The sequence below is a fragment of the Microbacterium sp. NPDC076895 genome (genome assembly GCF_040687115.1).
Classification (GTDB): Bacteria; Actinomycetota; Actinomycetes; order Actinomycetales; family Microbacteriaceae; genus Microbacterium.
Map to the genome: position 1 here is coordinate 18,755 of NZ_JBFBMQ010000019.1, position 13,572 is coordinate 32,326.

A 13,572-nucleotide genomic window follows, 5' to 3' on the forward strand; every position below is an offset into this window, starting at 1 on the left:
TGTCGAGGCGCTCACTCGTCGTCCTCTCGTTCCCACGGCCACCGGGCGTTTTCATCGGCGCCGCGCACGACTGCCAGAGCCATCGCCGCTGCCAGGATCGCCGCTGCGATCACGACCAGACCCGGCCAAGTGGTTGCTGCGCGCCCGACGGCGGAGAGCGCACGGGCGACATCCGCCGACGCGCACACGGATGCCACACCCAGCCCCGCGAGGTAACCGAGGAAGCCGGCAAGGCCGCTCCACAACAGCGTTCCCCAGATGCCTGGGGACAGCATCCGCGCCCAGATCGTCGCCGCCACCGCCGCGAGCGAAGCGCCGACGGCGATGATGCCCGGCGCCTGACCCAGGCCCGGCGTGACGATGACGTCCTCGTCCAGGAGCAGGCTGACGATACCGAACGCTGCGATGAGCACCGCCGCGAACAGCACGGCTCCCGCCGCCGTTGCTGCTGCCCTCCGCGACCGGCTCATGAGCTGGACGCGCTCCGAGCCACCGTCACGGGTGCTCCCACCGCGCCTTAGTACTGGTGCAGCTGCGGACCCGCCTCGAGAGTGCGCTCATACTCACGGCGCGCCTCGACGTTGAGCTCGGTCATCCGCTTGCCGCGCGCGGCAACCCACGAACCGAACCAGATCGTGAGCTCACGGCCGATGATGAAGGCAGCGATAGCCAACGGAGCCAACAGCTGGCCTTCGACCAGCTCTGCGCCCTCCGCGGCCGTGAGGTTCCAGAACGGCGCCTGGAACAGCTGCCCCAGCAGGTGCCCCCCGTAGGCCGCGACCCCGACGATGAGACCGAAGATCACCCACGCCGCCCAGCGGCCGCGGTTGATGATCGCACCAAGCAACCAGAACGCGACGAAGAACACAACGACCGGCACCCACAGGGCCCAGGTCCCCAGCGCCGCAAGCAGCGCGGTGCCGATGCTGCCCACGGTCACGGATCCGTCGATGAGGCCAAGACCGACCCAGACGGCGAGGTAGAGAACTCCGAACGAGAGCGCCGCGAGCAGGCCGATCGCGCCCGCAGCGGCACGGTTGCCGCGAGGACGCGGAGCCTCAGGCGCCTGAACGAAGATCGGCTGCGCACCGTAGGGTCCCACGCCCGGCTCGCTCGCCGTCACCACGGGTGCGACAACGGTGGCCTCGTATGCTTCGGTGGGGGCTGCCGCCTCCGCTGGCGCGGATTCGACAACAACGGGCTCGGCCTCGGGTTCGACGCTCGTCGGCTCTGCCACAGGCTCGACCACGACGGGTTCAACGACCACGGGCTCGGCGGGAGGTGCATCAGCCTCGGGCGTTGCCGACCCAGCGGCTTCGGCATCCGCGAGGCTCTCGCGCGCGCTGCCGACAACGTCATCGACGGGCGGCTCCTCGGCGACGGGCTCGCCGACCGGTTCCTCCACGGGCTCGCCGGGCGTGGGCTTGTCGTCACTCATGCGAAACTCCTCCCGAGGTAGATCCTCGGCTCGCAGACTACCCCGACCCGGGTTCAGATCCGCGGAACGAGGCCGTACGGACGCCGATATCGATTCTCGGTGACGCCCCCGAGGCATCCGGGCTCTCGGGCATCACTGCCAGAGGTGGATGGCGATGCGTTGGTCGTAGTCGTCCGGGTACCACGCACTCGACACCGTCGCGACCCACAGCGCTCCCCGCACCGACTGGTGTTCGTTGCCGGCATCCGTCGTCGAGGAGCACTCCAGTGTGCCGTCTGCCGTTGCGCAGGAGAACCCCTGCCCACGCAGGGAAGCCTCCGCGATCCCGGCGGCATCCGCTGACACTGTCGCGAAGGTTGTGACCACCGCCTGCCCGGAACTGTCGGTCCAGGTGCAGGTACGCGTTGCCGTCGGCGCCAGCGCCGAGACGAGGTCGGTCATCGCTGTCGTGGGTCCAGCCGTGGACTGGCTCAGAATCGCATCCGAGGTCCAGGTGAGTTCGTTCCAGAGGTCGGTCGGGTACAGCTCGCGGCAGTCAGCTTCGGCGACGTCCAGTCCGTCCGCGACGACGGCGTGCAGTGTCGGGGTTGCGGCGAGCATCGTCGCTGCGTTTCCCGCGGTTCCTCCCGCCCACGCCATGACCAGCGGCATAGCGGGCACGGCGAACCACACGAGCGCCCCGACAATCGCCAGAGACAGCACGATTGCAGGGATGGCGATGCGGTTGTCGCGACCGGGAACGCGAGCCATGGTGACCTCCGCCAGCAACCGTACGACGCCGATGCCCGGGAAGTCGGCCAGGACGCCCGCGAGGCCCCGAAAAGTTGTCGCGATGTGTCGGCATCCGCGCGCGAAGCGACGATACGCGTCAGCTTTCCGAGCCTAAGCAGGAGCACAGGCGCAGCGGGGCACCCGGACTGCGGGGCTGGCCCCGGGTCTGGCGGGACCCGGCGCAGCCGGCGAGGGCATGTCCCCGCGCAGGGCACGCCGCGGAGCCGGACGCGAGGGACAACTCGGCCTAGAAAAGGACAGGAACGACGCAGGGCCCCGGGAAATCCCGAGGCCCTGCGTACCGTGACGACGTGGGTCAGTTGTAGTTGCCCGTGAAGTCGTCGGTCGAGAAGCTGTCGAAGTCGACGAAGCTCAGGTCGGCGTCGCTGTACGCGCCGTCCGAGGCGAAGATGCGGTTGGGGTACCGCTCGCTCTTGGCCTCTTCCGTCGCCTCGACCGCGACGTTGCGATACTTCGCAAGTCCGGTTCCGGCGGGGATGAGCTTTCCGATGATGACGTTCTCCTTGAGGCCGACCAGCGGGTCGCTCTTGCCCTCCATCGCAGCCTGCGTGAGCACGCGGGTCGTCTCCTGGAAGGAGGCGGCCGACAGCCACGACTCGGTAGCGAGCGACGCCTTGGTGATACCCATCAGCTCCGGGCGACCGGATGCCGGGCGCTTGCCCTCGGCGACAGCCTGGCGGTTGATGTCCTGGTAGCGACGGAAGTCGACCAGCTCACCGGGCAGCAGGTTGGTGTCGCCGTGGTCGACGACCGTGACCTTGCGCAGCATCTGGCGCACGATGACCTCGATGTGCTTGTCGTGGATCGGCACACCCTGCGAGCGGTACACGCCCTGCACACCGTTCACGAGGTACTTCTGCACCTCGCGAGCACCCTGGACACGCATGACCTCCTTGGGGTCGAGCGTGCCGACCTGCAGGGGCTGACCGACGGTGACGTGCTGGCCGTCTTCGACCAGCAGCGTCGCGCGCTTGAGGACGGGGTACACCACAGCCTCGTCGCCGTTGTCGGGCGTGAGGATGATCTTCTTCGACTTGTCGGTCTCGTCGATCGTGATGCGACCGTCGAACTCCGCGATCGGCGACGCACCCTTGGGGGTACGGGCCTCGAAGAGCTCCTGCACACGGGGCAGACCCTGCGTGATGTCTTCCGCGGAGGCAGAACCACCGGTGTGGAAGGTACGCATCGTCAGCTGGGTACCGGGCTCACCGATCGACTGGGCAGCGATGATGCCGACTGCCTCACCGATGTCGACGATCTTGCCGGTGGCAAGCGAGCGGCCGTAGCAGGTCGCGCAGACACCGACAGCCGAGTCACAGGTCAGAACCGAACGCACCTTGATGGAGGTGACACCGGCAGCAACCAGCCTGTCGATGAGCACATCGCCCACGTCGTCGCCGGCCTCGGCCACGACATCGCCGTTCTCGCCGATGACGTCCGCAGCGAGGGTCCGCGCGAACACCGAGTTCTCGACGTTCGGGTCGCGGACGAGCTTGCCGTCGCTACCGGGAGCAGCGATCGTGAACTCGAGACCCTTAGACGTGCCGCAGTCCTCTTCACGGATGATGACATCCTGCGAGACATCCACGAGGCGTCGCGTGAGGTAACCCGAGTCGGCGGTACGGAGAGCCGTGTCGGCCAGACCCTTACGGGCACCGTGCGTTGCGATGAAGTACTCAGCCACCGACAGACCCTCGCGGTACGAGGAGATGATCGGACGGGGGATGATCTCACCCTTCGGGTTGTTCACCAGGCCTCGCATACCGGCGATGTTCCGGATCTGCAGCCAGTTACCACGAGCACCCGAGCTGACCATGCGGTTGATGGTGTTGTCTTCGGGGAAGTGGGCGCGCATCGCCTTCTGGACCTCGTCGGTTGCCTCGGTCCAGATCTTGATGAGCTCCTGACGACGCTCGGCGTCGGTGGTGAGACCCTTCTCGAACTGTGCCTGGACCTTCGCGGCCTGCTTCTCGTATCCGGCGACGATTTCCTTCTTCGACGGCGGCGTGAGGATGTCGCTGAGGGCGACTGTCACACCCGAGCGCGTGGCCCAGTAGAAACCGGCATCCTTGATGCGGTCCAGCGTCGCAGCAACCTCGACCTTGGGGTATTCCTCGGCGAGCTTGTTGACGATCTGGCTGAGCTTGCCCTTGTCGGCCTGCTCGCGCACGAACGGGTATCCCTTGGGCAGCGCGTCGTTGAAGATCGCCTGGCCGAGCGAGGCATCCAGCAGCCCGTGGCGCTCGTAGCCCTCGGGGGCGTCGCCCTCGAGGAACGTGAGGCCGGGGACACGGATGCGGACCTTGGCCTGCAGGTCGAGGGTGCCCTCGTCCTTGGCGAGGATCGCCTCCGACACCGAACCGAACACGCGGCCTTCACCGGTCGCCCCCTCCTTGACCGTGGTCAGGTGGTGGAGGCCAATGATCATGTCCTGCGAAGGCAGGGTCACGGGACGGCCGTCCGAGGGCTTGAGGATGTTGTTCGAGGCGAGCATCAGGATGCGGGCCTCGGCCTGAGCCTCGACCGACAGCGGCAGGTGCACAGCCATCTGGTCACCGTCGAAGTCAGCGTTGAAGGCTGCACACACGAGCGGGTGGAGCTGGATGGCCTTGCCCTCGACGAGCTGCGGCTCGAACGCCTGGATGCCCAGACGGTGCAGGGTGGGTGCACGGTTCAGCAGCACCGGGCGCTCGCGGATGATCTCTTCGAGCACGTCCCAGACCTCGGGACGCGTACGCTCGACGGCACGCTTGGCGGCCTTGATGTTCTGCGAGTGACCGAGGTCGATGAGGCGCTTGATCACGAACGGCTTGAACAGCTCGAGGGCCATCTGCTTGGGAAGACCACACTGGTGCAGCTGCAGACGGGGACCGACGACGATGACCGAACGGCCCGAGTAGTCCACGCGCTTACCGAGCAGGTTCTGACGGAACCGACCCTGCTTACCCTTCAGCATGTCGCTGAGGGACTTCAGGGCACGGTTGCCGGTGCCGGTGACGGGGCGACCACGACGACCGTTGTCGAACAGGGCGTCGACGGCCTCCTGCAGCATCCGCTTCTCGTTGTTGACGATGATCTCGGGGGCACCGAGGTCGATCAGGCGACGGAGACGGTTGTTGCGGTTGATGACGCGGCGGTACAGGTCGTTCAGGTCGGAGGTCGCGAAGCGGCCACCGTCCAGCTGCACCATGGGGCGAAGCTCCGGCGGGATGACCGGAACGACGTCGAGCACCATGGATGCCGGGCTCATGCCGGTCTGCAGGAACGCGTTGACGACCTTCAGGCGCTTGATCGCACGGATCTTGCGCTGGCCCTTGCCCTCGGCGATCTGCAGGTGCAGGCTCTCGGCCTCGGCTGCCAGGTCGAAGGCAGCAAGACGCCGCTGGATCGACTCGGCACCCATGTGGGCTTCGAAGTACTGACCGAACCGGTCCTGCAGCTCCTGGAAGATCTCGTCTTCAGCCTTGAGCGAGCCGACCTCGAGCGTGCGGAACTCTTCCCACACGCGCTCAAGCTTGGCGATCTGGTCGTCGGCCTGCTTCCGGGCCTGCGACATGTCCTTTTCGGCGGCGTCCTTGACCTTCTTCTTCTGGTCGGACTTCGCACCCTCGGCCTCGAGCGCGGCGAGCTCCTCCTCCAACTTCTGGAGGCGAGCGGCGATCCGCGCATCGCGACGGTCGGCGAGCGTCTTCAGCTCGAGACGGATGTTGTTCTCCTGCGTCGCGAGGTCGCGGTGACGAGCATCCTCGTCGACCGAGATCACCATGTACGCGGCGAAGTAGATGACCTTCTCGAGGTCCTTCGGCGCCATGTCGAGCAGGTAGCCCAGGCGCGAGGGAACGCCCTTGAAGTACCAGATGTGCGTGACGGGAGCGGCGAGCTCAATGTGGCCCATGCGCTCGCGCCGCACGGAGGACTTGGTGACCTCCACGCCGCAGCGCTCACAGACGATGCCCTTGAAGCGCACGCGCTTGTACTTGCCACACGCACACTCCCAGTCGCGCGAGGGGCCGAAGATCTGCTCACCGAACAGACCGTCCTTCTCGGGCTTCAGGGTGCGGTAGTTGATGGTTTCGGGCTTCTTGACCTCACCGAAGGACCAGCGACGGATGTCGTCAGCGGTGGCCAGGCCGATGCGAAGCTGATCGAAAGTTGTTGATTCGAGCACGAGTTCTCAGTTCTCCTGTATCGGAATTCTGTGTTGCCTGGCCGGGTCAGATCTCGTCGATCGACGAGGACTCGAAGCGGCTGGAGATGTTGATGCCGAGCTCCTCGGCAGCACGGAAGGCGTCGTCGTCGGTGTCGCGGAGGTTGACCGCGGTGCCGTCGGCCGAGAGGACCTCGACGTTCAGGCAGAGCGACTGCATTTCCTTCATGAGGACCTTGAACGACTCGGGGATGCCGGGCTCCTGGATGTTCTCGCCCTTGACGATCGCCTCGTACACCTTGACGCGGCCGAGGATGTCGTCGGACTTGATCGTGAGGAGCTCCTGGAGCGCGTACGCGGCGCCGTAGGCCTCGAGGGCCCACACCTCCATCTCACCGAAACGCTGGCCACCGAACTGCGCCTTGCCACCCAGCGGCTGCTGCGTGATCATCGAGTACGGACCGGTGGAGCGTGCGTGGATCTTGTCGTCGACGAGGTGGTGCAGCTTCAGGATGTACATGTAGCCGACCGAGATCGGTGCCGGGAACGGCTCACCCGAACGTCCGTCGAACAGCTGCGTCTTACCCGTCGAGTCGATCAGGCGGATGCCGTCCCGGTTGGGCAGTGTCGAGTCGAGCAGGCCTGCCAGCTCGGACTCGTAGGCACCGTCGAACACGGGGGTCGCGACCTTCGTGCCGGGAGCTGCCTCGCGAGCGATCTCGGGCAGACGCGCTGCCCACTCGGGGTTGCCCTCGATCTTCCAGCCCTGCTTGGCGATCCATCCCAGGTGAAGCTCCAGCACCTGACCGAAGTTCATGCGGCCGGGGATACCGAGCGGGTTCAGGATGATGTCGACCGGCGTGCCGTCAGCGAGGAAGGGCATGTCTTCGACGGGGAGGATCTTGGCGATGACACCCTTGTTGCCGTGACGGCCGGCGAGCTTGTCACCCTCGGTGATCTTGCGCTTCTGGGCGATGTAGACCACGACACGGCGGTTCACGCCCGAGCCGAGCTCGTCGTCACCGTCTTCGGCGTTGAACTCCTTGACGGCGATGATCGTGCCCTGCTCACCGTGGGGGACCTTCAGCGACGTGTCACGCACTTCGCGGCTCTTCTCGTTGAAGATCGCGCGGAGCAGGCGCTCCTCGGCCGACAGCTCGGTCTCACCCTTGGGCGTGACCTTGCCGACCAGGATGTCGCCGGGACGAACCTCGGCGCCGATGCGGATGATGCCGCGCTCGTCGAGGTCCTTCAGGAGGTCGGGGCTGACGTTGGGCAGATCACGGGTGATCTCCTCCTTACCGAGCTTGGTGTCACGGGCGTCGACCTCGTACTCCTCGATGTGGATCGACGAGAGGGTGTCATCCTTCACCAGGTCCTGGCTCAGGATGATGGCGTCCTCGAAGTTGTGGCCTTCCCACGTCATGAACGCGACGAGGAGGTTCTTTCCGAGGGCCAGCTCACCGTTCTCGGTGGCAGGACCGTCGGCGATGACCTCGCCGGCCTCGATCCGCTCACCAGCCGAGACGATGACGCGCTGGTTGTAGGACGTGCCCTGGTTCGAGCGGTCGAACTTGCGCAGGAAGTACTCGTCGATCCCGCCCTCGTCGGTCTGGACGGCGACGACGTCCGCCGAGACCTCGATGACGACACCGGAGCGCTTGGCGGTGACCACGTCACCGGCGTCGATCGCGGCGAAGCCCTCCATACCGGTTCCGACGACGGGCGAGTCGCTGCGCAGCAGCGGCACAGCCTGACGCTGCATGTTCGCACCCATGAGGGCGCGGTTGGCGTCGTCGTGCTCGAGGAACGGGATGAGCGAGGTTGCCACCGACACCATCTGGCGCGGCGAGACATCCATGTAGCCGATGTCTTCGGCGGGAACGAGCTCCACCTCGCCGCCCTTCGAACGGGCGAGCACGCGGGTCTCTTCGAAGTGACCGTCGGCCTTCAGCGGCGCGTTGGCCTGGGCGACGATGTAGTCGTCCTCCTCGGCGGCAGTGAGGTAATCGATCTGGTCGGTGACCCGGCCGTCGATGACCTTGCGGTACGGCGTCTCGATGAAGCCGAAGGCGTTGATCCGCGCGAACGATGCGAGCGAACCGATCAGACCGATGTTCGGGCCTTCCGGCGTCTCGATCGGGCACATGCGGCCGTAGTGCGACGGGTGAACGTCACGGACCTCGACGCCTGCGCGCTCACGCGACAGACCACCGGGGCCGAGCGCCGAGAGGCGACGCTTGTGGGTCAGCCCCGCGAGCGGGTTGTTCTGGTCCATGAACTGCGACAGCTGCGAGGTTCCGAAGAACTCCTTGATCGCGGCAACGACCGGGCGCACGTTGATCAGGGTCTGCGGGGTGATCGCCTCGATGTCCTGCGTCGTCATGCGCTCGCGAACGACACGCTCCATGCGCGACAGACCCGTGCGGACCTGGTTCTGGATGAGCTCGCCGACGGCGCGGATGCGGCGGTTGCCGAAGTTGTCGATGTCATCGACATCCAGGCGGATGGTCGCCGGCTTGCCGCCGCGAACGCCCTCGAAGCTCGCATCGCCGCGGTGGAGGCGAACGAGGTACTTGATCGTCGCGACGATGTCGTCGACGGTGAGTACCGAGTCGCTGAGCGGGCCCGACAGGCCGAGCTTCTGGTTGATCTTGTAGCGACCGACCTTGGCGAGGTCGTAGCGCTTGGCGTTGAAGTAGAAGTTGTCCAGCAGCGCACGGGCGGCCTCAGCGGCTACCTGCTCGCCCGGACGGAGCTTGCGGTAAATGTCGCGGAGGGCGTCTTCCTTCGTGAGGATCGTGTCCTTGGACAGGGTCTCTTCGATGGAGTCGAAACCGGCGAACTCCTCGAGGATCTGCTCGCTGGTCAGGCCCAGGGCCTTGAGGAAAACGGTGACCGACTGCTTGCGCTTGCGGTCGATGCGCACACCGACCTGGTCGCGCTTGTCGATTTCGAACTCGAGCCAGGCGCCGCGGCTCGGGATGATGCGCGCCGAGACGATGTCCTTGTCGGAGGTCTTGTCAGGAGTCTTGTCGAAGTAGACACCGGGCGAACGCACGAGCTGGGAGACGACGACACGCTCGGTGCCGTTGATGATGAACGTTCCCTTGTCGGTCTGCAGGGGGAAGTCGCCCATGAAGACCGTCTGGGTCTTGATCTCACCGGTCTGGTGGTTCATGAACTCGGCCTCGACGTACAGCGGAGCGGCGTAGGTCTTGCCACGCTCCTTGCACTCTTCGATCGAGTACTTCTCGGGCTCGAGGTAGGGGTTGGTGAACGAGAGCTGCATCGTCTCGCTGAGGTCCTCGATCGGCGAGATCTCCTCGAAGATCTCCTCGAGGCCGCTCTTGACCGAGATGTCGGTGCGGCCGGCTGCCTGCGCTTCGGCGAGGCGGGCCTTCCAGGTTTCGTTTCCGACGAGCCAATCGAAGGACTCGGTCTGCAGCGCCAGCAGGTCGGGGACCGTCAGCGTGTCGGAGATTTTGGCGAACGAGAGGCGGGATGCTCCGCGGCCGTTCTTCGGGGATGTGGTGGTGGTTGCGTTGCGCGCAGCAGCCAAGGGGATTACCTCCGTGGGCCCGGGCGGGGCACTATCCTTGTCGTCAGGTGAAGCGTTCGGTCCTCCCCGAAAACCAGCGCGTCTCGCACCGCATCGAGCGGGGACACGCAGGCACAGCCGACCACCATATGAGGGCAGGGGGAATCCAAGAGCGCAACCACCAACTATACGCGTTCCGGCACGCCGTGTCCAGCGGGATTCTTGACGAGTCGAAATTCGTGCGGTATAACCAGCGATCTCAGTGCTGTGTCGCGTGTATGAAGCGGATCGTGGCGCCCGGCCCCGCCTGTGCGAGCAGGTCGAGATCGGCATCCAGAACCGTGGCGATCACCGGGTAGCCGCCGGTCACGGGACCGTCGGCCAGCAGGATCGTGGGAGAGCCCGACGGTGGCACCTGGATCGCCCCCGGAACCATCCCCTCGCTCGGCAACTCCCCGGCATCCGTGCGATCCAGCCGCGGCCCCTCCAGCCGCATCCCGACCCGGTCGGCAGCAGCGCCGACAGTCCACGCCGCTTCGAACAGCGCGGTTCCCGACGCCGGAGTGAAGGCATCCTCGCGGGGTCCGGGCACGAGGCGGACGACCAGATCGGCCGGCGGGGGACTCCAGGGCGCCAGATCGGATGCCGGGATCTCGTCGACCGCGAGCGCCCCGCCGGAGAGGACTGCGTCGGCGCGGAGGGGTTCTGGCCCGAGGCCGGCGAGGGTGTCGGTAGCGGCCGAGCCCAGGACGCGCCGGGCCTCGATGCCGCCGCGAACGGCGAGGTACGCGCGAACGCCGGCCGTGAACCACCCCATCCGCAGGCGCTCACCGCGCCGCCACAGCTGCGCCGCGCCGTGGTCGATGCCGCGTCCGTCGATGGTGAGCTCGCCCCACGCGCCGGCCACGGCGATCCACACGTCAGCGAGCGCGGTGGCTTCGAATCCGCCCGCTGTGATCTCCAGGCCCGCCGCGCCCTCGGGGTTCCCGACGAGGCGATTGGCGGTGCGCAGGGCCGCGCGGTCGAGGGCGCCAGAGACGGAGACGCCCAGCGACCCGTGTCCCGGGCGCCCGGCATCCTGGACCGTCGCGAGCAGCCCCGGCGCCTCGACCCGCAGCACGGGACCACTGCCGGCATCCGCCTCCACTCCGCCTCGCGCGTGTGCGGCGGTTTCGTGCGAGTGCTGCGCATTTATGCGCAGCGGATGCACAGAACTGCCGCGCTCGAGGGAGGGGCCGGACGCGGGGAGGTCGGCGACCTCGCGGAATCGAACGCGCATGCCGGGGCGTAGGAGCGCGGGGGATGCGGCATCCGGGTCGAACAGCGGGGCGGAGGTGGTGCCGATCAGCCGCCATCCTCCCGGCGTCGATCGCGGGTAGGCACCCGAGAAGCTCCCGGCAAGTCCCACCGAGCCTGCCGGGACCCGCGTACGCGGCGACGCGAGGCGAGGCACGTCGAAGGGCCAGTCCTCGCTCACGAGATACCCGAAGCCAGGCGCGAACCCCGTGAAGGCGACCGTCCAGGTGGCCGCCAGATGAGCAGAGACGAGGTCAGCGGAGTGGATGCCGAGGAAGGCCGCGGTCTTGTCGAGGTCGGGTCCGTCATACCGGATGCCGATCTCGACATCCGTGTTCCCGTCCACGGCCGCACGCGCCGGTACGTCAGTCACCGCGAGGGCATCGGCGAGACTCTTCTCGATCCAGGCGCGCACGACCGAGGTGGCTACCTCGCGCGGTGCGAACCGCACGAGGACGGTGCGCGCGGCAGGGACGAGATCCACGACGCCCGCGGGCTGTGAACTGGAGAGTCGCTCGCGGAGCGAGATGACGACCCGCAGCGCCTCGGCGGGGCTGATGCTCTCGGGCACCTCAGCGAGCAGACCCGTGTCGCCGAAGACTCGGACCCCGGCGCTGCTCACCACGGCGCTCGCACTGATATTGACGCAGCATCCAGGGCCGCCCGCACCGCACGAGCCGCCGCAACCGACCCTGGCGAGTCGCCGTGCAGGCAGAGGGAGGCAGCGCTCACCGCGATACTCGTGCCGTCAACGGCGACGACGGTGCCCTGGCGTGCCAGGCGCACGGCCCGGATCGCGGCGGCATCAGGATTCTCGAGAACCGCGCCGGGCTCGCCGCGGGGGACGAGCTCTCCGCTCGGCGTGTAGCCGCGGTCGAGAAACGCTTCAGCTACGACCTCCAGACCGTGCTCTCGCGCCGCCTCGGAGATCTCGCCCGGCATAGCGAGGATCGGCAGTCCTCGGCCCAGCCGACCCGACAGATCTGCCACAGCGGCGGCGAGCGCCGCCGCGTGCGCGGCATCCGTGCGAACAGCGTGATACAGCGCACCGTGGGGTTTGACATACCGGATGTCGGCGCCGACGTCCGCGAGAGCATCCAGCTGCGCAGACACGGTGCCGCGAAGCTCGGCCGTCGCCATCGCGAGCGGCAGCCTGCCGAATCCGGGCCTGTCGGGGTAGGAGGGGTGAGCGCCGATCACCACCCCGAACCGGGCAGCCCGTTCGACAGCCTCAACCATGGAGTCCGGGTCTCCGGCGTGACCACCGCAGGCGATGTTTGCGCTGGAGATGACGGCGAAAAGCGCCTCGTCGTCAGCGGTAGGCACCCCGTCGACCGTTTCGCCGAGGTCGGCGTTCAGGTCGATGGTCCTCATGCGACCACGGTACGCCCGGTCTACGGTGGATGCGTGGCCCGAGCGCACGTCGAAGCCCCGCCGCCCCAGGTGCGGCTGTCGGACGGATCCGTGGCGCGCATCGTCCCGTCGGCATTCGCAAGCGGATGGGAACTCGAGGTCGGCGGCACCCCGCAGTCCCATGTCGACCTCGCCGATCCCACCCACCTGCACTTCGAGTACGTCGCACGGATGGGCGCCGTCATCGATCAGCTCGGAGAGCCGGGCGAGCCGCTCACCGCCATCCATCTGGGGGCCGGCGCCTACACGCTCCCCCGGTACGTCGAAGCGACCCGACCGGGGTCCCGGCAGCAGGTCATCGAACTCGAACCGGCTCTGGTTTCGCTCGTCCGCGAACATCTGCCGCTGCCGTCCAGTTCACGCGCCGGCGGCTCGATCCGCACGCGGACCGGAGATGCCCGGGCCGTGCTGGAACGGCTGCCGGCGGGCATTCGCGGTCAGGCCGACCTGGTGATCTCAGACATCTTCCACGGCGCGCGCACGCCGGCTCACGTCACGAGTCTCGAGTTCTACTGCCTCGTTGCGCGCTACCTCACGGAGACTGGCGTGCTGCTGGTCAACGTCGCCGACGGCGCGGGGCTCGCCTTTGCGCGGCGCCAAGCCGCCACCGTCCGCAGCGAACTCCCGCACGTCGCGCTGCTGGCCGAAGTGCAAGTCTTGAAGGGCAGGCGGTTCGGGAACATCGTGATCGCGGCATCCCGGACCCCGCTTCCCACCGCGTGGCTCCCGCGGCTGATGGCTGCAGGACCGCATCCGGCGAAGGTGGCGCAGGGCGCAGAGATCGACGCGTTCGTCGCAGGTTCGCGCCCTGTCACGGATGCCGACGCCGCGCCGTCGCCAGCGCCCTCGGCGACGCTGTTCGAGCGCTGACGGCGTGGGAAGCCGGCGCGATTCGCCGACGCCGTCACAATGAGAGCGCACCGCGTATGGGGCGAGGTGCGGCAA

Annotated in this window: 8 protein-coding genes; 1 reads left to right on the top strand and 7 read right to left on the bottom strand. The window is 67.3% G+C overall.

The features are described 5' to 3' along the window. Window positions 1-11 precede the first annotated feature (11 nt). The 7 genes from AB0O89_RS13800 to AB0O89_RS13830 all read right to left on the bottom strand — a co-directional run bounded on the left by AB0O89_RS13800 (window position 12) and on the right by AB0O89_RS13830 (window position 12,588). Complete coding sequence (locus AB0O89_RS13800) at window positions 12-470, bottom strand: hypothetical protein (RefSeq protein WP_292734392.1); 459 nt, start codon at window positions 468-470, stop codon at window positions 12-14. Between the two features lie 47 nt (window positions 471-517). Next, entirely contained in the window at window positions 518-1,438 is a 921-nt protein-coding gene (locus tag AB0O89_RS13805; RefSeq protein ID WP_228177332.1) for an ABC transporter, read from the bottom strand. A 132-nt stretch (window positions 1,439-1,570) separates the two neighbouring features. Next, window positions 1,571-2,188 (bottom strand): hypothetical protein, encoded by a 618-nt coding sequence (locus AB0O89_RS13810; RefSeq protein WP_363498685.1) that lies wholly within the window; start codon window positions 2,186-2,188, stop codon window positions 1,571-1,573. Window positions 2,189-2,525: 337 nt separating this feature from the next. Further along, window positions 2,526-6,398, bottom strand: coding sequence for a DNA-directed RNA polymerase subunit beta' (gene rpoC, locus AB0O89_RS13815; protein ID WP_363498688.1), 3,873 nt, complete (start codon window positions 6,396-6,398; stop codon window positions 2,526-2,528). Window positions 6,399-6,444: 46 nt separating this feature from the next. After that, the gene (locus AB0O89_RS13820; protein ID WP_228177335.1) at window positions 6,445-9,939 is read right to left on the bottom strand and encodes a DNA-directed RNA polymerase subunit beta; all 3,495 of its coding nucleotides are present in this window, start codon (window positions 9,937-9,939) and stop codon (window positions 6,445-6,447) included. Window positions 9,940-10,177: 238 nt separating this feature from the next. Next, on the bottom strand, window positions 10,178-11,836 hold the full coding sequence (locus tag AB0O89_RS13825) for an urea amidolyase family protein (protein WP_363498691.1): 1,659 nt from the start codon (window positions 11,834-11,836) through the stop codon (window positions 10,178-10,180). Further along, entirely contained in the window at window positions 11,833-12,588 is a 756-nt protein-coding gene (locus AB0O89_RS13830) for a 5-oxoprolinase subunit PxpA (RefSeq protein WP_363498694.1), read from the bottom strand. The genes AB0O89_RS13825 and AB0O89_RS13830 overlap by 4 nt, the downstream gene beginning before the upstream one ends. 33 nt (window positions 12,589-12,621) lie before the next feature. Between AB0O89_RS13830 and AB0O89_RS13835 the strand changes: the two genes are divergently transcribed. Further along, a complete protein-coding gene (locus AB0O89_RS13835) occupies window positions 12,622-13,497 on the top strand; it encodes a fused MFS/spermidine synthase (protein ID WP_228177338.1) in 876 nt (291 codons plus the stop codon). The last annotated feature ends 75 nt before the right edge of the window (window positions 13,498-13,572 follow it).

What these genes read in the sequence shown, in the direction of transcription:
- AB0O89_RS13830 (WP_363498694.1), bottom strand. Translation starts at nt 12,588, where the DNA reads ATGAGGACCATCGACCTGAACGCCGACCTCGGCGAAACGGTCGACGGG.
- AB0O89_RS13800 (WP_292734392.1), bottom strand. Translation starts at nt 470, where the DNA reads ATGAGCCGGTCGCGGAGGGCAGCAGCAACGGCGGCGGGAGCCGTGCTG.
- AB0O89_RS13805 (WP_228177332.1), bottom strand. Translation starts at nt 1,438, where the DNA reads ATGAGTGACGACAAGCCCACGCCCGGCGAGCCCGTGGAGGAACCGGTC.
- AB0O89_RS13810 (WP_363498685.1), bottom strand. Translation starts at nt 2,188, where the DNA reads ATGGCTCGCGTTCCCGGTCGCGACAACCGCATCGCCATCCCTGCAATC.